Origin of the sequence: Pseudomonas urethralis (assembly GCF_021602465.1) — a bacterium.
Classification (GTDB): Bacteria; Pseudomonadota; Gammaproteobacteria; order Pseudomonadales; family Pseudomonadaceae; genus Aquipseudomonas; species Aquipseudomonas vlassakiae.
This window is the reverse complement of record NZ_BQIJ01000005.1, coordinates 379,325-399,988: the sequence shown is the minus strand read 5'-3', so window position 1 is coordinate 399,988 and position 20,664 is coordinate 379,325. Positions and strand designations below refer to the sequence as shown.

24 protein-coding genes are annotated in these 20,664 nt (G+C 63.4%); 10 read left to right on the top strand and 14 right to left on the bottom strand.

What is annotated here, in order from left to right; translation table 11 throughout:
• Window positions 1-10: 10 nt before the first annotated feature.
• Window positions 11-1,495 carry a M16 family metallopeptidase gene (locus L6D64_RS11555; RefSeq protein ID WP_176508096.1) on the bottom strand — a complete coding sequence of 495 codons (1,485 nt, stop codon included), beginning with the start codon at window positions 1,493-1,495 and terminating at the stop codon, window positions 11-13.
• Window positions 1,488-2,843 (bottom strand): M16 family metallopeptidase, encoded by a 1,356-nt coding sequence (locus tag L6D64_RS11550; protein ID WP_054884200.1) that lies wholly within the window; start codon window positions 2,841-2,843, stop codon window positions 1,488-1,490. Before L6D64_RS11550 ends, L6D64_RS11555 begins: the two co-directional genes overlap by 8 nt.
• Window positions 2,844-3,075: 232 nt before the next feature.
• Here L6D64_RS11550 and ftsY point away from each other — a divergent pair, with 232 nt between their 5' ends.
• The 4 genes from ftsY to rpoH all read left to right on the top strand — a co-directional run bounded on the left by ftsY (window position 3,076) and on the right by rpoH (window position 7,258).
• Window positions 3,076-4,593 (top strand): signal recognition particle-docking protein FtsY, encoded by a 1,518-nt coding sequence (ftsY, locus tag L6D64_RS11545; protein WP_176508097.1) that lies wholly within the window; start codon window positions 3,076-3,078, stop codon window positions 4,591-4,593.
• 2 nt (window positions 4,594-4,595) lie between these two features.
• Window positions 4,596-5,267 carry a cell division ATP-binding protein FtsE gene (ftsE, locus tag L6D64_RS11540; protein ID WP_009684915.1) on the top strand — a complete coding sequence of 224 codons (672 nt, stop codon included), beginning with the start codon at window positions 4,596-4,598 and terminating at the stop codon, window positions 5,265-5,267.
• Window positions 5,264-6,292, top strand: a complete 1,029-nt coding sequence (ftsX, locus tag L6D64_RS11535; RefSeq protein WP_176508098.1) for a permease-like cell division protein FtsX — start codon at window positions 5,264-5,266, stop codon at window positions 6,290-6,292. The genes ftsE and ftsX overlap by 4 nt, the downstream gene beginning before the upstream one ends.
• A gap of 111 nt (window positions 6,293-6,403) precedes the next feature.
• Complete coding sequence (rpoH, locus tag L6D64_RS11530) at window positions 6,404-7,258, top strand: RNA polymerase sigma factor RpoH (protein WP_054884203.1); 855 nt, start codon at window positions 6,404-6,406, stop codon at window positions 7,256-7,258.
• 61 nt (window positions 7,259-7,319) lie between these two features.
• Here rpoH and mtgA read toward each other — a convergent pair whose 3' ends face one another.
• The gene (gene mtgA / locus L6D64_RS11525) at window positions 7,320-8,030 is read right to left on the bottom strand and encodes a monofunctional biosynthetic peptidoglycan transglycosylase (RefSeq protein ID WP_176508218.1); all 711 of its coding nucleotides are present in this window, start codon (window positions 8,028-8,030) and stop codon (window positions 7,320-7,322) included.
• 64 nt (window positions 8,031-8,094) lie between these two features.
• Here mtgA and L6D64_RS11520 point away from each other — a divergent pair, with 64 nt between their 5' ends.
• From L6D64_RS11520 to trmB, 4 genes are all read left to right on the top strand, one after another.
• Window positions 8,095-8,466: a DUF423 domain-containing protein gene (locus L6D64_RS11520; protein WP_176508099.1), complete on the top strand. Its 372-nt coding sequence runs from the start codon at window positions 8,095-8,097 to the stop codon at window positions 8,464-8,466.
• 103 nt (window positions 8,467-8,569) lie between these two features.
• Window positions 8,570-8,770, top strand: a complete 201-nt coding sequence (thiS, locus tag L6D64_RS11515; RefSeq protein WP_099814494.1) for a sulfur carrier protein ThiS — start codon at window positions 8,570-8,572, stop codon at window positions 8,768-8,770.
• Between the two features lie 53 nt (window positions 8,771-8,823).
• Complete coding sequence (locus L6D64_RS11510) at window positions 8,824-9,636, top strand: thiazole synthase (RefSeq protein WP_027920973.1); 813 nt, start codon at window positions 8,824-8,826, stop codon at window positions 9,634-9,636.
• Between the two features lie 9 nt (window positions 9,637-9,645).
• The gene (gene trmB, locus L6D64_RS11505) at window positions 9,646-10,368 is read left to right on the top strand and encodes a tRNA (guanosine(46)-N7)-methyltransferase TrmB (RefSeq protein ID WP_099814467.1); all 723 of its coding nucleotides are present in this window, start codon (window positions 9,646-9,648) and stop codon (window positions 10,366-10,368) included.
• Window positions 10,369-10,990: 622 nt separating this feature from the next.
• Here trmB and L6D64_RS11500 read toward each other — a convergent pair.
• The 9 genes from L6D64_RS11500 to L6D64_RS11460 all read right to left on the bottom strand — a co-directional run bounded on the left by L6D64_RS11500 (window position 10,991) and on the right by L6D64_RS11460 (window position 17,560).
• On the bottom strand, window positions 10,991-11,317 hold the full coding sequence (locus L6D64_RS11500; RefSeq protein ID WP_027920975.1) for a DUF3392 family protein: 327 nt from the start codon (window positions 11,315-11,317) through the stop codon (window positions 10,991-10,993).
• 9 nt (window positions 11,318-11,326) lie between these two features.
• A complete protein-coding gene (gene hemW / locus L6D64_RS11495) occupies window positions 11,327-12,502 on the bottom strand; it encodes a radical SAM family heme chaperone HemW (protein WP_176508100.1) in 1,176 nt (391 codons plus the stop codon).
• Window positions 12,499-13,095, bottom strand: coding sequence for an RdgB/HAM1 family non-canonical purine NTP pyrophosphatase (gene rdgB, locus L6D64_RS11490; protein WP_176508101.1), 597 nt, complete (start codon window positions 13,093-13,095; stop codon window positions 12,499-12,501). The genes hemW and rdgB overlap by 4 nt, the downstream gene beginning before the upstream one ends.
• A complete protein-coding gene (locus tag L6D64_RS11485) occupies window positions 13,092-13,526 on the bottom strand; it encodes a DUF4426 domain-containing protein (protein WP_176508102.1) in 435 nt (144 codons plus the stop codon). The genes rdgB and L6D64_RS11485 overlap by 4 nt, the downstream gene beginning before the upstream one ends.
• A 22-nt stretch (window positions 13,527-13,548) precedes the next feature.
• The gene (gene metW, locus L6D64_RS11480) at window positions 13,549-14,169 is read right to left on the bottom strand and encodes a methionine biosynthesis protein MetW (protein ID WP_054884211.1); all 621 of its coding nucleotides are present in this window, start codon (window positions 14,167-14,169) and stop codon (window positions 13,549-13,551) included.
• A 7-nt stretch (window positions 14,170-14,176) separates the two neighbouring features.
• On the bottom strand, window positions 14,177-15,316 hold the full coding sequence (gene metX / locus L6D64_RS11475) for a homoserine O-succinyltransferase MetX (RefSeq protein ID WP_176508103.1): 1,140 nt from the start codon (window positions 15,314-15,316) through the stop codon (window positions 14,177-14,179).
• Window positions 15,317-15,415: 99 nt separating this feature from the next.
• Entirely contained in the window at window positions 15,416-16,006 is a 591-nt protein-coding gene (locus L6D64_RS11470) for a YggT family protein (RefSeq protein ID WP_027920981.1), read from the bottom strand.
• 10 nt (window positions 16,007-16,016) lie between these two features.
• Entirely contained in the window at window positions 16,017-16,835 is an 819-nt protein-coding gene (gene proC / locus L6D64_RS11465) for a pyrroline-5-carboxylate reductase (protein WP_176508104.1), read from the bottom strand.
• 38 nt (window positions 16,836-16,873) lie between these two features.
• Window positions 16,874-17,560 carry a YggS family pyridoxal phosphate-dependent enzyme gene (locus tag L6D64_RS11460; RefSeq protein WP_176508105.1) on the bottom strand — a complete coding sequence of 229 codons (687 nt, stop codon included), beginning with the start codon at window positions 17,558-17,560 and terminating at the stop codon, window positions 16,874-16,876.
• A 66-nt stretch (window positions 17,561-17,626) separates the two neighbouring features.
• On the opposite strand from L6D64_RS11460, the gene L6D64_RS11455 reads away from it, so the two are divergent.
• Window positions 17,627-18,625 (top strand): type IV pilus twitching motility protein PilT, encoded by a 999-nt coding sequence (locus L6D64_RS11455; protein WP_176508106.1) that lies wholly within the window; start codon window positions 17,627-17,629, stop codon window positions 18,623-18,625.
• Between the two features lie 65 nt (window positions 18,626-18,690).
• Here L6D64_RS11455 and L6D64_RS11450 read toward each other — a convergent pair whose 3' ends face one another.
• Entirely contained in the window at window positions 18,691-19,320 is a 630-nt protein-coding gene (locus L6D64_RS11450) for a C40 family peptidase (protein ID WP_176508107.1), read from the bottom strand.
• 165 nt (window positions 19,321-19,485) lie between these two features.
• On the opposite strand from L6D64_RS11450, the gene L6D64_RS11445 reads away from it, so the two are divergent.
• On the top strand, window positions 19,486-19,920 hold the full coding sequence (locus tag L6D64_RS11445) for an NINE protein (RefSeq protein WP_176508108.1): 435 nt from the start codon (window positions 19,486-19,488) through the stop codon (window positions 19,918-19,920).
• Window positions 19,921-19,961: 41 nt separating this feature from the next.
• On the opposite strand, the gene L6D64_RS11440 is transcribed toward L6D64_RS11445, so the two are convergent.
• Window positions 19,962-20,663, bottom strand: a complete 702-nt coding sequence (locus tag L6D64_RS11440) for an SPOR domain-containing protein (RefSeq protein ID WP_176508109.1) — start codon at window positions 20,661-20,663, stop codon at window positions 19,962-19,964.
• Between the last annotated feature and the right edge of the window lies 1 nt (window position 20,664).

The window sequence follows — 20,664 nt, the reverse complement described above, 5'->3', positions numbered from 1 at the left end:
GATCTAGGCATTAGTGCTCCGGTACGCCGAGCGGTTGCTCGGACGGTTTGTCAGTGGGGGCAGGTAGTGGCTTCTGTGGCACTTTCGGGCCAACGGTGACGATCACCAGTTTATCGGCTGCCAGGTGCTTGTTCATCGCCGCCTTGACCTGTTCGACGGTCAGCGCCTGGGACTGCTGCATGAAGTCCTCCAGCCAGGTAAGGGGCAGGTTGTAGAAACCGATGGCGCCCAGTTGGCCGACGATGCTGGCGTTGCTGGCATTGGACAGCGGGAAGCTGCCGGCCAGTTCGCGTTTGGCGTCGTCCAGCTCCTGCTGGGTCGGGCCGCTCTTGAGGTAGTCGGCAAGGATGTCCTGTACCAGCTTGAGCGTGCCTTCACTGAGTTCGGCGCGGGTCTGCAGGTTGATCATGAACGGCCCACGCACCTGCATCGGGCTGAATACCGAATACACGCCGTAGGTCAGGCCGCGTTTTTCGCGGACTTCGCTCATCAGGCGGGTGCCGAAGGCGCCGCCGCCGAGGATCTGGTTGCCCAGCGAAAGGGCCGGCCAGTCCGGGTCCTGACGGTCGATGCCAAGCTCGGCGAGCATCAGGTGCGTCTGCTTGCTCGGGAAGTCGATATGGGTGACGCCAGCCCCGGGCTCGACCGGCTGGGCCGGTTTGGCCAGTGCCGGGCCTTTGGGCAGGGCAGCGGAGACCTGGGCGGCGACGGCCTCGGCTTCCTCGCGGCTAAGGTCGCCGACCAGGGCGATCACCGCGTTGCCAGCGGCATAGGCCTTGGCGTGGAAGGCGCGCAGCTGCTCAAGGGTGATGCCTGGTACGCTCTCGGCGCTGCCATCGCTTGGCTGAGCGTAGGGGTGATCGCCGTAGAGCTTACTGAACAGCGCCTTGCCGGCGATCTTGCCAGGGTTTTGTTTCTCATACTCGAAACCGGCCAGCAGCTGGTTCTTGATGCGTTTCAGGGCGTCTTCCGGGAAGGTTGGCTTGCCGGTCACTTCGGCGAACAGCTTGAGGGCGGGCTCGCGTTTGTCACGGGCACTCAGGCTGCGCAGCGAGGCCACGGCCATGTCGCGATAGGAACCGTTGCCAAAGTCGGCACCCAGGCCCTCGAAGCCCTCGGCGATGGCCGTCACGTCCTTGCCGGCCACGCCCTCGTTGAGCATGGCGTTGGTCAGGCTGGCCAGGCCAGGGGTGTTGCCGTCCTGGCTGCTGCCGGCGGCAAAAGTCACGCGCAGGTCGAACATCGGCAGCTCGCGGGCCTCGACGAACAGGACTCGGGCGCCTTCGGCGGTGGTCCAGTTCTGGATGTTCAGCTGGCGCCTGCTGGGTGCCTTGCCATCAAGCTCGGCCAGCGATTGCAGGGTGTTGGCCGGGCGGGCGGCGCTGTTTTCGGCCTCGGAATGTGCCGGCTGGGCGAGCACGGCGGCCACGGCCACTACCAGCGCGATGATGCCCGTGCCGATCAGGGTGTAGCGTGGTGCGCTGCGATCACTCATGAGCGGACTCCTCGGGCAGTACGTGGGCAACGCTCAGGCGTTCGCGGGTGAAATAGGTGCGTGCGGCGTTTTGCACGTCTTCCGGGGTGACGCGCTTGAGTTCGTCCAGCTCGCTGTCGATCAGCTTCCAGGACAGGCCGACGGTTTCCAGCTGGCCGATGGTGGTGGCCTGGCTGCTGATGGAGTCGCGGTCGTAGACCAGTCCGGCGATGACCTGCGCGCGCACGCGCTCCAGCTCTTCGGCGCTTGGCGGAGTGGTCTTGAGTTCGTCGAGCAGCTGCCAGAGGCCTTTTTCGACGTCAGCCAGGGTTTTCTGTTTTTGCACGTTCGGCGTGGCCGAGATCAGGAACAGGCTGTCGCCCCGGGTAAAGGCGTTGTAGCTGGACGAAGCACCGGCCACCAGCTCCTGGCCACGCTCCAGGCGTGCCGGCATGCGCGCGCTGTAGCCGCCGTCGAGCAGGGCCGAGATCAGCCGCAGGGCATGCACGGTGCGTGGCTCCTTGGCAGTGGCCAGGCCCGGTACGTTGAAGCCGTAGATCAGGCTCGGCAACTGGGTGCGTACGTGCAAGGTCAGCTGGCGCTGGCCCGGTTCGGCCAGTTCCAGCGGCAGTTTGGCGGGTGGCACGGCGCGCTTGGGGATGCTGCCGAAGTATTTCTGTGCCAGGCCTTTGACCTCATCGGCGGTGACATCGCCGACCACCACCAGGGTGGCGTTGTTCGGTGCGTACCAGGATTCGTACCAGTGACGCAGTTCCTCGACTTTCATGCGCTCGAGGTCGGCCATCCAGCCGATGGTCGGGGTGTGGTAGCCGCTGGCCGGGAAGGCCATGGCACGGAACAGCTCGAAGGCCTTGGAACTTGGCTGGTCATCGGTACGCAGGCGGCGCTCTTCCTTGATCACCTCGATTTCACGGGCGAACTCGTCGGCAGGCAGGCGCAGGCTGGCCAGGCGGTCGGCTTCGAGCTCAAGGGCCACCGGCAGGCGGTCGCGGGCCAGCACCTGGTAGTAGGCGGTGTAGTCGTCGCTGGTGAAGGCGTTTTCTTCCGCGCCGAGGTCACGCAGGATGCGCGAGGCCTCGCCAGGGCCGATCTTGGCGCTGCCCTTGAACATCATGTGCTCCAGGGCATGGGACAAGCCGGTCTGGCCTGGGGTCTCGTAGCTGGAGCCGACCTTGTACCAGATCTGCGAGACGACCACTGGGGCACGGTGGTCTTCGCGCACGACCACTTTCAGGCCGTTGTCGAGGATGAATTCGTGGGTCGGTTGCACGTCGGCGGCGAATGCCGCGAGCGGCAGGCAGAGCGTGCCGAGCAACAGGCCAGCGGCGCGGCGGGCTAGAGCATTCATACGGTGATTAACCTGTTCGGCGGCCCGCTGGTTTAGCGTCGGCGGGCCAGGAGGTGCTAGGATACTGATCCGGTTGCCTGGCGACCATGCCTGTCGCCGTTCTGGCCCGCAGGCCCATTAAGACAAAACATTGCGCATGAACCAGTCGGATTCAAAATAGTCTGTTCTGCGTTTAGAGAATTCCTGATGTGCCAGTTGCTGGCCCATCGCTACCCTGAGATAGCCGTCTTCCATGTTTGGTTCCAACGACGACAAAAAAGCGCCGGCCGAGGCTGGCGAGAAAAAAGGCCTGTTCAGCTGGTTTCGCAAGAAACCGCAGCAACCTGTCGCCGAACAGCCTCAAACGCCTGAGCCACCAGCGCCCGAGGTGCAGCCAGCCGAGCCGGTAACGCCGCCGCCCGCCGCCGAGCAGCCGCGTGTCGAAGGACAGCCGCCTGCGCCGGTCGAGCCTATGCCTCCGGTAGTCGAAGCGCCTGCGCCAGAGCCAGTCGCCTCCACGCCAGTAGTGGCGCCCGAGCCTGAACCGGTCGCTTCCGAGCCGCTGGTCGCTCCGGTGCCCGAGCCCATCGCTTCCCTGCCTGTACAAGCAGCGCCGGTCGAGACTGCCCCGGTGGTCGAGCACGCAGCCCCTGTCAGCAACCTGGTGCTGCCGGTAGCCGAAGAGCCTGTGGCGCTGGTGCCGGACCTGCAGCCGAAGGCGCCACCGGTGATTCCGCAGCGTCCCGCACCAGAACCGGTGGCCGTGACGCCAGTCGTGGCCCCTGCGCCTGTGGAGCCGCAACCCGCTCCCGAGGTCGCTGCCCCGGTTGCCACCGAGCAGTCCAAGCCCGGTTTCTTCGCCCGCCTCAAGCAGGGCCTGTCGAAGACCAGCGCCAGCATCGGCGAGGGCATGGCCAGCCTGTTCCTGGGCAAGAAGGTCATCGATGACGACCTGCTCGACGAGATCGAAACCCGTCTGCTGACGGCCGACGTCGGCGTCGAAGCCACCTCGGCCATCGTTCAGAACCTGACCCAGAAGGTCGCCCGCAAGCAGCTGGCCGACGCCGACGCGCTGTACAAGTCGCTGCAGGAGGAACTGGCAGCCCTGCTGCGCCCTGTCGAGCAGCCGCTCAAGGTCCAGGCGCAGAACAAGCCCTACGTGATTCTGGTCGTCGGCGTGAACGGTGCCGGCAAGACCACCACCATCGGCAAGCTGGCCAAGAAGCTGCAACTGGAAGGCAAGAAGGTCATGCTGGCTGCCGGTGATACCTTCCGTGCCGCTGCCGTGGAGCAATTGCAGGTCTGGGGCGAGCGTAACCAGATCCCGGTGATTGCCCAGCACACCGGCGCCGATTCCGCCTCGGTGATCTTCGACGCGGTACAGGCTGCCAAAGCCCGTGGTATCGATGTGCTGATCGCCGACACCGCTGGCCGGCTGCACACCAAGGACAACCTGATGGAGGAGCTCAAGAAGGTCCGCCGGGTCATCGGCAAGCTCGATGCCGAGGCGCCCCACGAGGTGCTGCTGGTGCTCGACGCCGGTACCGGGCAGAACGCCATCAGCCAGGCCAAGTACTTCCACCAGAGCGTCGAGCTGACCGGCCTGGCGCTGACCAAGCTGGATGGCACTGCCAAAGGTGGGGTGATCTTCGCCCTGGCCAAGCAGTTCAAGCTGCCGATCCGCTTCATCGGGGTCGGTGAAGGCATCGACGACCTGCGCACATTCGAAGCCGAGCCGTTCGTCAAGGCTCTGTTCGCCGAGCGAGACTGACCATGATCCGATTCGAACAGGTTGCCAAGCGCTACCCCAACGGCCATGTCGGCTTGCACGAGCTGAGTTTCCGCGCGCGCCGGGGCGAGTTCCTGTTCGTCACCGGGCACTCGGGTGCGGGCAAGAGCACCTTGCTGCGCCTGTTGCTGGCCATGGAACGCCCGACCAGCGGCAAGCTGATGCTGGCCGGGCAGGACCTGGGTCAGATCAGCAATGCGCAGATCCCGTTCCTGCGTCGGCAGATTGGCGTGGTGTTCCAGAACCACCAGCTGCTGTTCGACCGCACCGTGTTCAACAACATCGCCCTGCCGCTGCAGATTCTCGGCTTGTCCAAGGCCGAGATCGCCAAACGCGTGGATTCGGCGCTGGAGCGGGTGTCGCTGGCCGACAAGGGCGAGCTGTTCCCGGCCGACCTGTCCACCGGCCAGCAGCAGCGGGTCGGTATTGCCCGCGCCATCGTTCACCAGCCGGCCTTGCTGCTGGCGGATGAGCCCACCGGTAACCTCGACCCGCGGCTGGCCGCGGAGATCATGGGCGTGTTCGAGGATATCAACCGCCTGGGCACCACGGTTCTGATCGCCAGTCACGACCTGGCACTGATTGCGCGCATGCGCCACCGCATGCTGACCCTGCAGCGCGGTCGTCTGATCGGCGATGGGGAGGCCGGGCAATGAGCACTACACGTACACCAAAGGTTTCCGAGCGCGTTGCGCCCAAGGCTGCCGACCCGCAGCCGGCGAGGAAGAAGGGCGGCGATCACGATGACGACGGCCCGGATTTCCGCACCCTGCTGCACGCCTGGCTGGAAAGCCATCGCGCCAGCCTGGCCGACAGCCTTCGACGGCTGGGCAAGCAGCCGATCGGCAGCTTCTTCACCTGCCTGGTGATGGCCGTGGCCCTGAGCATGCCCATGGGGCTGTCGCTGCTGCTGAAGAATATCGAGGTGCTGGGTGGCTCATGGCAACGCGCCGCACAGATTTCGCTGTACCTGAAGCTCGATGCAGGTAGCCAGCAGGGTGAAGCCCTGCGTGATGACATCAAGCGCATGCCGGGAGTCGCCGATGCCCAATACGTCAGCCCCGGGCAGGCCCTGCAAGAGTTCCAGCAGCAGTCCGGGCTGGGCGAGGCCCTGCGCGAACTGCCTGACAACCCGTTGCCCGGTGTGGTGGTGGTGACCCCGACCGAAGTCGATAAACCGGCCCTGGAAGCTCTCCGTCAACGTCTCTCGGAGCTGCCAAGGGTAGAGAATGCACAACTGGACCTGGTATGGGTCGAGCGGCTGGCGGCGATCCTCAAGCTGGGCGACCGTTTTGTCTTCGGCCTGGCGGTAATGCTGATTTCCGCGCTGCTGTTAGTAATCGGTAACACAATTCGTCTACATATCGAAAACCGCCGCATCGAGATCGAAGTGATCAAGCTGGTGGGTGGTACGGACAGCTACGTCCGCCGGCCTTTCCTGTACATGGGCGCCTTGTACGGCCTGGGTGCGGGGGTGCTGGCCTGGGCCATCCTGGCCTTTGGCCTGAACTGGCTCAACGAGGCCGTGATAGGGCTTTCCGGGCTGTATGGCAGTGACTTCGCCCTGGGCGGGGTGCCGGCGTCCGATGGTCTGTCGCTCTTGATCGGAGCGGTGCTGTTGGGGTATATCGGTGCATGGATCGCAGTCGCCCGCCACTTGAACGAGCTGGCGCCGCGATAGTTTTTACGTGCCAGCATTGACATTTCCTTCACGATGGAACTTGTACGCTCGTTCCGGGTCAATGTTGGCAGCGCTCACAAGGCGCGAGTTTTGTAAGTCGGAGGTTCTTGAATGACCACATCGTTGCAACCTGCCTATGCCCTGGTGCCCGGTGCAAACCTGGAAGCCTACGTGCACACGGTCAACAGCATCCCGCTGCTGTCTGTCGAGCAGGAGCGTGATCTGGCCGAGCGTCTCTACTATGAGCAGGATCTCGAGGCCGCTCGGCAAATGGTGATGGCCCACCTGCGGTTCGTTGTGCATATCGCCCGTAGCTATGCAGGGTACGGTCTGGCGCAGGCTGACCTGATCCAGGAAGGCAACGTCGGCCTGATGAAGGCGGTCAAGCGTTTCAACCCGGAGATGGGTGTGCGCCTGGTGTCCTTCGCCGTGCACTGGATCAAGGCAGAGATCCACGAATTCATCCTGCGCAACTGGCGCATCGTCAAGGTGGCCACCACCAAGGCCCAGCGCAAGCTGTTCTTCAACCTGCGCAGCCAGAAGAAGCGCCTGGCCTGGCTGAACAACGACGAAGTGCATCGTGTGGCGGAAAGCCTCGGCGTCGAGCCGCGTGAAGTGCGCGAGATGGAAAGCCGCCTGAGTGGCCAGGACATGGCCTTCGACCCGGCAGCCGAAGCGGATGACGACAGCGCCTTCCAGTCGCCAGCGCATTATCTGGAAGACCACCGCTACGATCCGGCTGTGCAGCTGGAGGATGCCGACTGGAGCGACAACTCCACCAGCAACCTGCACGAAGCACTGCAAGGCCTGGATGACCGTAGCCGCGATATCCTCTACCAGCGCTGGCTGGCGGAAGAAAAGGCCACGCTGCATGAGCTGGCTGACAAGTACAGCGTTTCGGCTGAGCGTATTCGCCAGTTGGAGAAGAATGCAATGAACAAGGTCAAGGCACTGATCACCGTCTGACCTGTCCTGCCTGCATCGAAAAGCCGCTGACCCGAGAGGGTGAGCGGCTTTTTTGTCGGGTTTACGGCCTGCGCGAGCTGTCCAGTTGCATCAGGTAGCTGGGCCCGCCGAGCTGGCTCATCTGCCGGCGAATCCAGCCCGCCCGGCTTGCCACATAGGCGCTGGGCCGGCTGGCACTCCATTTGATCGGGCTCGGTAGCACGGCGGCCAGTTGTGCGGCCTGCTGGCGGGTCAGTCGGCTGGCATCGACACCAAAGTGATAACGCGCCGCGGCCTGGGCGCCGAATACGCCTTTGCCCCACTCGGCGCTGTTCAGGTAAACCTCAAGAATCCGCTCCTTCGACCAGAACAGTTCGATCAGCCCCGTGAACCAGGCCTCCAGCCCCTTGCGGAACCAGCTGCGGCCCGACCACAGGAAGAGGTTCTTGGCTACCTGCTGGGTCAGGGTGCTGGCGCCACGAATGCTGCCGCCACGCTCGTTGTACGCCAGCGCCGCCTGGATGGCCGGAATGTCGAAGCCCCAATGGCTGGCAAACTTCTGGTCTTCACCGGCGATGACTGCCACCTTGAGTTCGTCGGAGATGTTCTCCCACGGCTCCCAGTCGCGTTGCAGGTCAATCGGCTCGCCACTCACCCACGATTGCACCTTGCGTTCGAGCATCAAGGCCGTGCCAGGCGGTGGTACCCAGCGAAACACCAGCACCAGCACGATGCTGCCGGCAGCGAACCAGAGCAGGGCGCGGGCGAGGCGGCGGAGAATGGATGACAGCATGGCGATGGCTTGGCCGGACCGGTGGAACGGGCCATTATACAGACCCGATACAAGGAGTCGTCCCATGCTTCGCAGCTTCCTCATGCTCGCTGCCTTCTTCGGCTTTACCGGCGTCGCCCTGGGCGCGTTCGCCGCACATGGCTTGAAGAACCGTCTGCCGGCTGATTACCTGGCCATTTTCCAAACGGGGGTGACCTATCAGCTGGTGCATGCCCTGGCGATCTTTGGTGTCGCCGTGCTTTCGGCGCACCTGCCGGGGCGCCTGGTCGGCTGGGCTGGCGGTCTGTTCGCCCTGGGGATCGTGCTGTTCTCCGGTAGCTTGTACCTGCTGACGCTCAGCGGCCTGGGCAAACTGGGCATCATCACCCCTTTCGGCGGCCTGTGCTTCCTTGCCGGTTGGCTGTGCCTGGGCCTGGCTGCCTGGCGGCTGGGCTGACCAAGCGGTCCACAATCGCGACTAATGGCGTGCAGCACCCTTGGGTTCGTGCGTGGATCGGCGCTAGAATGCGGGCCCCCAAAGAACAATGGTGGCCGTGCGCATGCGCATTCAACTGAACGGTGAACCTTACGAATTGCCCGCTGGCGAAAGCGTCGCGGCCCTGCTGGCCCGCCTGGAACTGACCGGGCGCCGGGTGGCGGTGGAACTCAACCTGGATATCGTGCCGCGTAGCCAGCACGACAGCACGCAGCTGAGCGAAGGCGACCAGGTCGAAGTGGTCCACGCCATTGGTGGCGGCTGAAACCGGGCCGGCGATTACCTGCAAGCCCAGCAATCTTTTCCCGAGGAACAACGATGAGCAACGTTCGTAGCGACAAGCCCTTCATCCTGGCCGGGCGCACTTTCCAGTCGCGCCTGCTGGTCGGCACCGGCAAGTACCGTGACATGGAAGAAACCCGCCTGGCCACCGAGGCTTCGGGTGCCGAGATCGTCACCGTGGCCGTGCGCCGGACCAACCTTGGCCAGAATGCGGGCGAGCCGAACCTGCTCGACGTGCTGTCGCCCGACAAATACACCATCCTGCCAAACACCGCAGGTTGTTTCGATGCTGTCGAGGCGGTGCGTACCTGCCGTCTGGCCCGCGAGTTGCTCGATGGCCACAAGTCCCACGAGTCGCGCACCCTGGTGAAGCTGGAAGTGCTGGCCGACCAGAAAACCCTGTTCCCCAACGTGATCGAAACCCTCAAGGCCGCCGAAGTGCTGGTCAAGGATGGCTTCGACGTGATGGTCTACACCAGCGACGATCCGATCATCGCCCGCCAGCTGGCCGAAGCCGGCTGCATCGCGGTGATGCCGCTGGCCGGTCTGATCGGCACTGGCCTGGGTATCTGCAACCCCTACAACCTGCAGATCATCCTTGAAGAATCGAAGGTGCCGGTGCTGGTTGACGCGGGTGTTGGTACGGCTTCCGACGCCACCATCGCCATGGAAATGGGCTGTGAAGCCGTGCTGATGAACTCCGCCATCGCCCACGCCCAGCAGCCTGTGCTGATGGCCGAGGCCATGAAGCACGCCATCCTCGCTGGCCGCATGGCCTACCTGGCCGGCCGCATGCCGAAAAAACTTTATGCCAGCGCCTCTTCGCCGCTGGATGGTCTGATCAAGTAAGAGCCCCTGATGACTGACTCGCAAGATACGCCGATTTCCACCGACGGCGACCAGCGCCCACACCGCCGCATCAAGAGCTTCGTGATGCGCGCCGGGCGCATGACTGAAGGCCAGCAACGCGGCCTCGACCAGGGCGGCCCGCAGTTCATCCTGCCGCTGGCCGACAGCCCGGTGGACTACGACCAGGTGTTCGGCCGTTCGGCGCCGCGTACCCTGGAAATCGGCTTCGGCATGGGCCATTCCCTGCTGGAAATGGCCGCTGCCGCGCCTGAACAGGACTTCATCGGTGTCGAAGTACACCGTCCGGGTGTCGGTGCGCTGCTGAACGGCGTGCTGACCCAAGGCCTGAAGAACCTGCGGGTGTATGACTGCGATGCGATCGAAGTGCTCAACCGCTGCGTGGCCGACAACAGCCTCGACCGCCTGATGCTGTTCTTCCCGGACCCATGGCACAAGGCGCGTCACCACAAGCGCCGCATCGTCCAGCTGGAGTTCGCCGAGCTGGTGCGCCGCAAGCTCAAGCCCGGTGGCGTGTTCCACATGGCGACCGACTGGGAGCCGTATGCCGAGTACATGCTGGAAGTGATGAGCGCCGCCCCGGGCTATCGCAACCGTGCTGAAGACGGCACCTACGTGCCACGCCCTGAAGAGCGCCCGATCACCAAGTTCGAACGCCGTGGCGAGCGGCTGGGGCATGGGGTGTGGGATTTGAAGTTCGAAAAGGTGGATTGATTGGCGGATTGAGCCTTTCGATACGCTGAGGCCTGTAGAAATGCAGGCGAAAAAAACCGCTCTGAGAAGAGCGGTTTTTTTATGGGAGCGACAGGACTGAGTATCCTTCGCTCCGGGGCTTCACCGAAAGCCGCCACACGGTCAGGGGATCATAGGCAGCCTGAGACGATGGGTCAATGATGAGACATATTCAGCGTGTCGGAGTGGTTAACAGCTTCGAACGCGTATCCCAAGTATCATTGCGCTGCTCCAGTGTGGATAATTTCGGTGATGGGCCGGGTAGGCGAAGAATTCTGCTTTCCGGCCCCTTCGACACGGCCTGAGAACCGTGCCGGTGAATTGTTCGAAGGGCCATTGACCTGGCCACTTCACCGAATGCTGTCACACGGTTTTCGAAGGCATCGAAGCGCCGGTTAGATGCTGGAAGATTGGCCCGCCAACACGGAGGCCAAGGCATATGAAGCGTTTGCTTGATGCGCTGAGCCGCGTCTGGAAGCTCATCCGGATCTTGACTGTGCTCAAGACTGCAAGAGACTTCATGCGCGACCACTTCGATGATGCCCAGTAAGGGCTAGTCAGGTGGTAGGGCTGCCCTGGTTCTCCGGGGCAGCTTTTAGCAGGCTCACCCGCGGCGATCAGCCACCACGCCAATCAACACCAGCACCACCAACAACACTGGCGCCAACGCATAGTTGTTGAACTGCCCCAATCCCTTCACCACCCACGGCGTGGCATAGATCAGCGCCGCACCGCTGCCGATCATCACCAGGGCAGCCATCACCGGCACCCGCAGCGCACCCGCCAGAGCCCCCAGGCGCTGGTCCACCCAGCCTTTGATGTCGGTGCCGAACAGCACCAGCAGGCAGCCTACCAGGGCCAGGGAAATCTCAGACAGATTGCTGCGGCTCCAGCGCGAAACCGTGGCGAGCAGATCAAGTACCAGATCCATGGGTCATCCTTAGGTCAAGAAATACTGCAGCAGGTCATTGAGGAACAGCTGGCCGCGTGGCGTGGCCACCAGTCGATCCGGTTCGACCTGCAAAAGGCCCTTTTGTTCGGCGGCGCGGCGGGCCTCGGCCAGCTGCGCCAGGGGCAGCCCGGTGCGCTGGGTGAACAGCTCGGCTTCCACGCCATCGGTGAGGCGCAGGGCGTTCATCAGGAACTCGAACGGCAGCTCATCCACCGGCAACAGCTTCTCGCCAGCCTTGAATGGCTTGGCCAGGTTCAGGTAGTCCTTGGGCAGGCGGGTCTTCCAGGTACGCAGGATGCGGCCATCGGCAAAGGTCAGCTTGCCGTGGGCACCGGCACCGATGCCGATGAAGTCACCAAAGCGCCAGTAGTTGAGGTTGTGCCGGGCAGCGCGGTCAGCCTGGGCATAGGCCGAAACTTCGTACTGTCTGAAACCGTTGGCCGCCATCAGCGCCTGGCCGGCCTCCTGAATATCCCAGAGGATGTCATCTTCAGGCAGCTCCGGCGGCTGGTTCCAGAACACCGTATTCGGCTCGACCGTCAGCTGGTACCACGACAGGTGCGTCGGCCCGAGGTCAATGGCCTGACGCAGGTCACCCAGCGCGTCGTCCAGCGACTGGTCAGGCAGGCCGTGCATCAGGTCCATGTTGAAGTTGTCGAAGCCGGCCGCGCGCGCCATGCCAGCGGCGCGGATCGCTTCGTCGCCGTTATGGATGCGGCCCAGCGCTTCGAGTTTGGCTGGCTGGAAGCTCTGTACGCCAATGGACAGGCGGTTGATACCGGTCTGCCGGTAGGCCTTGAACTTCTCTTGCTCGAAGGTACCTGGGTTGGCCTCGAGTGTGATCTCGATGTCTGCTGCGAACGGGATGCGTTGCTCCACGCCACGCAGCAGGCGCCCCAGGGACTTGGCACTGAACAAGCTCGGGGTACCGCCGCCGAAGAAGATCGAGGACAGGGTCCGGCCCTGCACCGCAGCCAGTTCCAGGTCGAGGTCGGTCAACAAGGCGTCGACGTAAGCCTCTTCCGGCAGATCAGGCCCGGCGGCATGGGAGTTGAAGTCACAGTAAGGGCATTTGCGCACACACCACGGGATGTGGATGTACAGTGCCAGCGGTGACAGGCTGGTGAGCACCACCGTGCTGGCTTCGGACAGCGATGCGATCATGCCAGGCCCAGACGTTGACGCAGCAGGGCCATGGCGCGGGCGCGGTGGCTGAGCTGGTTCTTATCCGCAGGCGCGAGGTCTGCGCTGGAGCACTTGCGCTCCGGGACCCAGAACAGCGGGTCGTAACCGAAGCCATGCTCGCCGCTGGCCTCGAACAGGATGCTGCCGTGCCACAGGCCTTCGCAAAGGATCGGCAGCGGGTCATCGGCATGGCGCACCAGCGCCAGCACGCAGACGAACTGGGCACCGCGCTGCTCTGGCGGCACGTCCTTCAAGGCTTCGAGCAGCTTGGCGTTGTTCGCCGCATCACCTTTGCCGTCGGCATAGCGCGCCGAGTAGATGCCTGGCGCGCCGCCGAGGAAGTCAACTGCCAGGCCGGAATCGTCGGCCAGCGCCGGCAGGCCGGAGATGCGCGCAGCGTTGCGGGCCTTGAGGATGGCGTTCTCGACGAATGACAGGCCGGTCTCTTCAGGTTCTACCTGGCTGAACTCACCGATCGAGCGCAGCTGCACGGCCTGGCCGAGCATGGCCTGGAGTTCCTTGAGTTTGCCGGCGTTGTGGCTGGCCAATACGAGTTGCTGGAAATTCATCATTCGCCTGGGAACACTTCCTGGTTGAAACTGAGTTGATGGCTGACCCCGCCGGTTTCGACAGTCAGCTCGAAGGTCAGGGTCTCGGCCTGCTCGATCTTGAACTGGGCGATGTAATACACCGCACCCTGGTCGGTTATCTGCTTGAACGACAGCGGGCTGGTGCGCCCGGTCAGGTCCTTCACCTTGCCGCTGACCACCGCCATGGCGGGCTTGTCGGCCTTGAGCACAGCGATGTTGAGCACGCCTTGGTTCTTGCTCCGGTTGAGCCCGGTGGCAGCGGCGATGTCCGGTTGCAACAGGCTTGAGGTGAAGGCGCTGTAGTGCACCGTCACGTCGCCGAAGACTTCCTTGCGCTCAGGTCGGGCGGCATCGGCCGCCATCACTGGCAGTGCCAGGCACAGGCTGATCAGGAACAGGGCTAGGCGACGCATGGTGCGAGTCCTCCGGTGGGCGTCAGACCGCCAGTTGATGCTCCTGCAGGCCCGGGCTGCTGACGCGATAGATGCCGATTTCACCTAGAAGATTAGGCCAAAGCCGCCCGCCCCACCCGTTACGGTGCAAGTGGTCGACGGCCAGGCGGTCAAGGACCTTGGCGCGGCGCTCATGGCACAGCTCTTCGAAGTCGGCGAAGGTGCAGAAGTGGATGTTCGGCGTGTTGTACCAGGTGTACGGCATGAAGTCCGAGACCGGCATGCGCCCCTTGGTGGCCAGGTACCAGCGGCAGCGCCAGTGGCCGAAGTTGGGGAACGTGATGATGCACTGGCGGCCCACCCGCAGCATCTCGTCGAGGATGCGGTCCGGGTACTCCACGGCCTGCAGGGCCTGGGTCATGATTACCACGTCGAAGCTGTTGCTGGCAAAGTTGCCCAGGCCCTTGTCGAGGTCCTGTTCGATGACGTTGACGCCCCTGGCCACGCAGGCAGCGATGTTGTCGGGGTCGATCTCCAGGCCATAGCCGGTGACCTGCTTGCGGTCACGCAGCGAGGCCAGCAGCTCGCCACTGCCGCAGCCCAGGTCGAGTACCCGGCTGCCGGCGGGAATCCAGTCGTGGATGATTTCCAGATCGGCTCTCATGCTGTCCTCAGATGACGATGCGGTTCATGTAGTTCGCGAAACCCTGCATGTAGCGAGGCGTGGGTATCAGGAAGGCATCGTGGCCGTAAGGCGAATCGATCTCCAGATAACAGACGTTCTTGCGGGCCGCCATCAGCGCGTCGACGATCTCCCGCGAGCGGGCCGGCGAGAAGCGCCAGTCGGTGGTGAACGACATGATGCAGTAATCCGCCTTGACGTGGGCCAGGGTCGCCGCCAGGTCGCCGCCATTGGCAGCGGCCGGGTCGAAGTAGTCCAGGGCCTTGGTCATCAGCAGGTAGGTGTTGGCGTCGAAGCGGCCGGAAAACTCCTCGCCCTGATAGCGCAGGTAGCTTTCGACCTGGAATTCGACACTGTGGAAGTCGTAGTTGAGCTTGTCGCTCTTCAGCTCGCGGCCGAATTTCTCACCCATCGAGTCGTCGGACAGGTACGTGATGTGGCCGACCATGCGTGCCAGCATCAGGCCGCGCTTGGGGATCACGCCCTGGTCCTGGAACGAGCCGCCGTGGAACTCAGGGTCGGTAAGGATGGCCTGGCGTGCCACTTCGTTGAAGGCGATGTTCTGCGCCGACAGTTTGGGGGCCGAGGCGATATCCACACAGTGGCGCACGCGATCAGGGTAGGTGATGGTCCATTGCAGGGCCTGCATGCCCCCCAGGCTGCCACCCACGATGGCCGCCCACTGCTGGATGCCCAGGCGGTCAGCCAGGCGCGCCTGGCTATGCACCCAGTCTTCAACGGTCAGTACCGGGAACTCGGCGCCATAAGGCTTGCCGGTGGCCGGATTGACGCTGCTCGGGCCGGTGCTGCCATTGCAGCCGCCGAGGTTGTTCAGGCTGACCACGAAGAAGCGGTTGGTGTCGATCGGCTTGCCGGGGCCGATGCAGCTGTCCCACCAGCCCGGCTTGCGGTCGGTGGTGGCATGGTAGCCTGCGGCATGGTGATGGCCGGACAGGGCATGGCAGATCAGCACGGCATTGCTCGCGCTGGCATTCAGGGTGCCATAGGTCTCGTAGACCAGCTCGTAGCTGTTCAGCGAACGGCCGCAGGCCAAGGCCAGCGGTTCATCGAAGCTGGCAATTTGCGGTGTAACCAGACCGACGGAATCTTCGGGAAGGACAGTGGACATCGACCCTGCTCACGCTTGACGGAGGCGTAAGTCTAAAGAGCACTCCCCCCAGCGGCAAGCGAAGGCTTGCCACGGGAGGTCAGCAGCAGTGCCTGCGGCTCAGATCATCCGCCACAGTTCCTGTGGCATGCCGGCATAGGCGGCCAGTGGCGGCATGACGAATGACTGGATCACCTGGATCGCCAGGAAGGCGAAGATCGGCGAGATGTCCATGCCACCCAGGTTGGGCACGATACGGCGGAACGGTGCCAGCACCGGTTCGCTGATCTGCCAGGCAAGCTCCGCAGCCGGGTTGTGGCTGTTCGGTGCGACCCAGGACACGATCACCATGACGATCATCGCCACCCAGAAGATTTTCAGGAACAGCGAGGTGATACCGATGATGGCCCACATCAGCAGGTGCAGCACGTCGCCGAAGGTGCCGTAGGTGACCATCAGCACGAAACCCATCAGCAGCGCCTGGATGACGATCGCCAGCAGCAGTGACGAGGTATCGAGGCCGCCGATGCTCGGAATGACCCGGCGGATCGGCTTGAGCAGCGGCTGGGTCGCGCGCACGGCGAACTGGCTCAGCGGGTTGTAGAAGTTGGCCTTGACCAGTTGCAGCACGAAGCGCAGCAGGACGATCACCAGGTACAGGCTGACCAGGGTTTGCACCACGAAGATCGCGGCGCCGGACAGTGCATTCATCAACAGCTCCTTATTTGCCCAGTTGTTCGGCCAGCTCGGCGGAACGCTTCGACGCCGCTTGCAGCGCCTGCTCGACGATGGCTTCGAAGCCATTGCCCTGGAATGACTTGATCGCCGCCTCGGTGGTGCCGGCTGGCGAGGTGACGCGGCGGCGCAGCTCAGCGGCGTCAACGTCGCTGGCCACGGCCATGCGCGCGGCGCCCAGGGCAGTTTGCAGGGTCAGTTGCGAGGCGGTTTCGCGTGGCAGGCCCAGTTTTTCGCCAGCAGCGGTCATCGCTTCGATCAGCAGGAAGAAGTAGGCCGGGCCGCTGCCGGAGACCGCAGTGACGGCGTCCAGTTGTTGCTCTTGCTCGAGCCACAGGGCGGTACCGACTGCCGAGAGCAGCTGTTCGGCCTGCTGGCGTTGTTCGGCGGACACTTCAGCGGTGGCGTACAGGCCACTGACACCCTGGCGCAGCAGCGCTGGCGTGTTGGGCATGCAGCGCACCACCTGACGGGCGCCGAGCCAGGTCTGCAAGCTGGCGCAGGTGATGCCGGCGGCGATCGAGACGATCAGCTGGCCAGCAGCCAGGTCAGGCTTCAGTGACTCGCACACGGCCTTCATGACTTGCGGTTTAACCGCCAGCACGACCACGTCGGCACCGGCAATCGCCTGGGCGTTGTTTTCGAAAGCTTCGATGCCGTGCTCGGCCTGGATGCGGGTGCGGGTTTCGGCGCCGGGGTCGCTGGCACGGATCTGCGCCGCGTCCATGCCCTGGGCACGCAGGCCGCCGATCAGGCTGGCGGCCATGTTGCCGGCGCCGATAAAGGCAATACGTGTCTTGCTCATGTCAGGTCCTTGAAGGAAAGAGTGAGTAAAGCATGGAATCAGACGGGGCCGTAATGGCGTGCGCCGAACAGGGCGGTACCGATACGTACCCAGGTCGCTCCCTGGGCGATGGCCGCTTCCAGGTCGTGGCTCATGCCCATCGACAGGGTGTCGAGGCCAAGGCCCAGGCTGGCCTGTAGGTGTTTCAGGGTGGCGAAGGCGGCCTCCTGGGCGGCACGGTCTTCGGTCGGCTCAGGGATCGCCATCAGCCCGCGCAGGCACAGGTTTGGCAGTGCCGCCACGTCCTTGGCCAATGCTGGCAGATCGGCCGGGGCGCAACCGGATTTGCTGTCTTCGCCGCTGACGTTCACCTGCAGGCAGATGTTCAGCGGTGGCAGGCCCGCAGGGCGCTGTTCGGACAGGCGTTGGGCGATCTTCAGGCGGTCCACGGAGTGTACCCAGTCGAAATGTTCGGCAATGGCTTTGGTCTTGTTCGACTGAATGGGGCCGATGAAGTGCCAGATCAAGGGCAGGTCACCCAGTTCTTGCTGCTTGGCCAGGGCTTCCTGCAGGTAGTTTTCACCCACATCACGCACACCGGCAGCGTAGATTTCGCGTATCGCGCTGGCTGGTTTGGTCTTGCTTACGGCCAGCAGCCGGACGCTGGCCGGATCACGTCCGGCAGCCTGGGCGGCGTTGTGGATGCGCGCGGCGAGGGCGGAAAGGTTGTCTGCTATGGTGGACATGGATCGATGCCGTCGGCTCTGTAGATCTTCGGCATTCTACCTGCTTGATGGCTATTGGGGAGTCTCATGGACGCGACCGACCTGTTGGCCCGGGCCGTGGATGCAGGCGCGAGCGACCTGCATCTGGCGGCGGGCGAGATACCGATGCTGCGCGTGGATGGCGAGCTGCGCCGCATGGCGCTGCCGAGCGTGACCTGCGCCGCAATGAACGACGCGCTGTCAGCGCTGCTTGACGAGGGCCAGTGCAGGCAATGGTTGCAGGGCGATGAACTGGATCTGGCCCTGGAGTTGGCATCCGTGGGGCGTTTTCGTCTCAGTCTGTTTCGACAGATGAACGGCCTGGCTGCCACGTTTCGTCTGATTCCGAAACGTATTGCCAGTGTCGATGAACTAGAACTTGAAGAAGTGTTTCAAGCCGTTGCTCAGCATCAGGATGGCCTGGTGCTGGTAGGCGGCCCGACCGGTAGTGGCAAGTCGAGTACCCTGGCGGCTCTGATCGACCGGCTTAATCGTGAGCGGGCACTGCACATCATCACGCTCGAAGACCCTGTCGAGGTTGTCCACAGCAGCCAGCGCAGCCTGGTCAACCAGCGCGAGATCGGCCGGCATTGTCGTGACTTCGCTCAGGGGCTGCGCAGCGCCCTGCGTCAGGACCCGGATGTGATCATGATCGGCGAACTGCGCGATCTGGAAACCGTCCGCCTGGCGTTGCGCGCAGCGGAGACGGGGCATCTGGTGCTGGCAACGGTGCATACGCGGTCGGCGGCAAGCAGCATTGACCGGCTGGTGGAGGTGTTCGCGGCAGAAGAGAAGCCCTTGGTGCGGGCGATGCTGTCGGAGTCGCTGAGGTTGGTGGTGGCGCAGGTGCTGGTCAAACGTGGGGGCGGCGGCCGAGTGGCCGCGCGTGAAGTGCTGGTGGCGACACCTGCGGTGCGCAATCTGCTGCGCGAGGGCAGGATGGCACAGTTGTATTCGGTGATGCAGACCGGGGCGGCAGAAGGAATGCGGACGATGGAGGGGGCGATGCGGGGGCTGAGGGAGAAGGGGCTGATCAGCGATCTTTAGCACCTGTTCCGGCTTCTTCGTGGGTCAACCCGCGAAGAAGCCGGAACAGGCAGGCGCCGACAGGATCAGCGCTTGGCCAGGCTCAGCTGTTGCTGCTCTTTCGGCAGTACCCGCTTGGCAACCACATAATGCTGTTGCCAGTACGGCTTGCTCAGGCTGTCGATGCTCACCCGCTTGCCCGTGCGCGGCGCATGGATGAAGCGGTCGTTGCCCAGGTAGATGGCAACGTGGTTGACCCGGCGGCTCTTGATGTTGAAGAAGATCAGGTCGCCTGGCTTGAGCTCGCTCTTGGCGACTTTTACCCCGTGGCCCTGGGCCATGGCGTTGGATGTACGCGGCAGGTCGACGTCTGCCACGTCGTTGAAGGCGTACTTGACCAGCCCGCTGCAGTCGAACCCTTTTTTCGGGTTGCTGCCGCCCCAAACATAAGGGGTACCGAGCACGTTGACCGCACGGCTGAGCACATCGCTGCTCTGCTTCGGCGACATCGCTGCAACGGCAGGCAGGTTGTGGCCCTTGCCCGAATAGTTCGAGCGGGCATGCAGCGTGCTCTGCTTGGCGGGCGCGTGTCTCACCGAGGCATTGCTGGTATAGCCGGTGAAACCGTTGGGAAGACGTTGCTCACGATTGGTGGCGTGGGCGGCCAGGGGCAATAATAGGCAGAGGGTCAGCCATGTCTTGAATAAAGGCGGCATAGATGAAGCTCTTGTGAATGTTATGTGTTTGGCGCGCAACTTTATAACAGCTTTTTGCTCCTTTTCAGGGCCGTTGGTCGATTGTCATGCTGCCGTACGTCGGCCTGCGACGGAAAAGTCACATTTTTATTTAGAAAATTTTCGGATAACCCACGAGGGCTATGAATGAACAGTTATCAACAGGGGACGCCGTATCACGACACCCACAGCAAGGTCATTGGCTACCTGCTGTGGATCTTCGGCTTCACCGGCTCGCACCGCTTCTACTACGGCAAGCCGATCACCGGGACGATCTGGTTCTTCACGCTGGGGCTGCTCGGCATTGGCTGGCTGATCGACCTGTTCCTGATCCCGTCGATGGACCGTGAGGCGGACATGCGCTTCCAGTCCGGGCGCATCGACTACAACATCGCCTGGATCCTGCTGACCTTCCTCGGCATCTTTGGCGCGCACCGCCTGTACCAGGGCAAGTGGATCTCGGCGATCATCTACTTCTTCACCGGCGGCCTGTTCCTGGTGGGTGTGCTGTATGACTTCTGGACCTTGAACAGCCAGATTTCCGAAGCCAACGCTCGCAGTCGCCAAGGCAACGGCCACTGACAAAAAAGGCCTTGTCGCGCTGTGCGGCAAGGCCTTTTTCATTACTGGCGGGTCTGTCGCTGCTGCAGCAGCAGGTTGCTGAACCCCGCCCCCGCCAACTGCTTCTGCGCCACGGTCAGCTGCTCGCGGTTGCTGAATGGCCCGACCAGCACGCGGTACCAGGTTTCTTCCTTGACGGTACCCGACTCGACCTTGACCACCTGGCCGAGCAGGATGATCTGCGCGCGGACCTTGTCGGCATCGGCCTGCTTGCGGAACGAACCGGCCTGCAGGAAGTACTGCGTGGTCGCTGCCGGCTTGATCACCGGAGGGGCGGGTGGCGGAGTCTGGCCCAACAGCGCGGCCTGGGCACGAGCGGTGTCGATTTTTGCCGCTTCGGCTGGCGTGACCGGGGTCACTGGCTGCGCAGGCACCGGCGGGGTCTTTTCCGGCACGGCCTCAGGCGGCACGATTACTTCGGATTCCGGCAGCAGGGTGTAGAAGTCGTATTTCGGCTTCACCGGCGCTTGTGGCGTTGCAGGGGTGGCCGACTTGCTGGCTTCGGCCACCTTCTCTGGCTTCTGCTGCTCGGGCTTGGTGCGCTTGATGTCACCGCCACCGGGCTCGAGTTTCATCAAGAAAACGATGAATGCACCGACTGTCAGGCCGACCGCCAGCCATACCCAACCGGGGATCGGCTGCTTGGCGGGGGCCGTCTGACGGCTGGCGCCGCGTTTGGGGGCAGGTTTTTTCTTGGCAGCCAAC

Excerpts from the sequence above, each read along its gene's own strand:
- L6D64_RS11555 (WP_176508096.1), bottom strand. The coding sequence starts at position 1,495 with ATGAGTGATCGCAGCGCACCACGCTACACCCTGATCGGCACGGGCATC.
- L6D64_RS11550 (WP_054884200.1), bottom strand. The coding sequence starts at position 2,843 with ATGAATGCTCTAGCCCGCCGCGCCGCTGGCCTGTTGCTCGGCACGCTC.
- ftsY (WP_176508097.1), top strand. The coding sequence starts at position 3,076 with ATGTTTGGTTCCAACGACGACAAAAAAGCGCCGGCCGAGGCTGGCGAG.
- ftsE (WP_009684915.1), top strand. The coding sequence starts at position 4,596 with ATGATCCGATTCGAACAGGTTGCCAAGCGCTACCCCAACGGCCATGTC.
- ftsX (WP_176508098.1), top strand. The coding sequence starts at position 5,264 with ATGAGCACTACACGTACACCAAAGGTTTCCGAGCGCGTTGCGCCCAAG.
- rpoH (WP_054884203.1), top strand. The coding sequence starts at position 6,404 with ATGACCACATCGTTGCAACCTGCCTATGCCCTGGTGCCCGGTGCAAAC.
- mtgA (WP_176508218.1), bottom strand. The coding sequence starts at position 8,030 with ATGCTGTCATCCATTCTCCGCCGCCTCGCCCGCGCCCTGCTCTGGTTC.
- L6D64_RS11520 (WP_176508099.1), top strand. The coding sequence starts at position 8,095 with ATGCTTCGCAGCTTCCTCATGCTCGCTGCCTTCTTCGGCTTTACCGGC.
- thiS (WP_099814494.1), top strand. The coding sequence starts at position 8,570 with ATGCGCATTCAACTGAACGGTGAACCTTACGAATTGCCCGCTGGCGAA.
- L6D64_RS11510 (WP_027920973.1), top strand. The coding sequence starts at position 8,824 with ATGAGCAACGTTCGTAGCGACAAGCCCTTCATCCTGGCCGGGCGCACT.
- trmB (WP_099814467.1), top strand. The coding sequence starts at position 9,646 with ATGACTGACTCGCAAGATACGCCGATTTCCACCGACGGCGACCAGCGC.
- L6D64_RS11500 (WP_027920975.1), bottom strand. The coding sequence starts at position 11,317 with ATGGATCTGGTACTTGATCTGCTCGCCACGGTTTCGCGCTGGAGCCGC.
- hemW (WP_176508100.1), bottom strand. The coding sequence starts at position 12,502 with ATGATCGCATCGCTGTCCGAAGCCAGCACGGTGGTGCTCACCAGCCTG.
- rdgB (WP_176508101.1), bottom strand. The coding sequence starts at position 13,095 with ATGATGAATTTCCAGCAACTCGTATTGGCCAGCCACAACGCCGGCAAA.
- L6D64_RS11485 (WP_176508102.1), bottom strand. The coding sequence starts at position 13,526 with ATGCGTCGCCTAGCCCTGTTCCTGATCAGCCTGTGCCTGGCACTGCCA.
- metW (WP_054884211.1), bottom strand. The coding sequence starts at position 14,169 with ATGAGAGCCGATCTGGAAATCATCCACGACTGGATTCCCGCCGGCAGC.
- metX (WP_176508103.1), bottom strand. The coding sequence starts at position 15,316 with ATGTCCACTGTCCTTCCCGAAGATTCCGTCGGTCTGGTTACACCGCAA.
- L6D64_RS11470 (WP_027920981.1), bottom strand. The coding sequence starts at position 16,006 with ATGAATGCACTGTCCGGCGCCGCGATCTTCGTGGTGCAAACCCTGGTC.
- proC (WP_176508104.1), bottom strand. The coding sequence starts at position 16,835 with ATGAGCAAGACACGTATTGCCTTTATCGGCGCCGGCAACATGGCCGCC.
- L6D64_RS11460 (WP_176508105.1), bottom strand. The coding sequence starts at position 17,560 with ATGTCCACCATAGCAGACAACCTTTCCGCCCTCGCCGCGCGCATCCAC.
- L6D64_RS11455 (WP_176508106.1), top strand. The coding sequence starts at position 17,627 with ATGGACGCGACCGACCTGTTGGCCCGGGCCGTGGATGCAGGCGCGAGC.
- L6D64_RS11450 (WP_176508107.1), bottom strand. The coding sequence starts at position 19,320 with ATGCCGCCTTTATTCAAGACATGGCTGACCCTCTGCCTATTATTGCCC.
- L6D64_RS11445 (WP_176508108.1), top strand. The coding sequence starts at position 19,486 with ATGAACAGTTATCAACAGGGGACGCCGTATCACGACACCCACAGCAAG.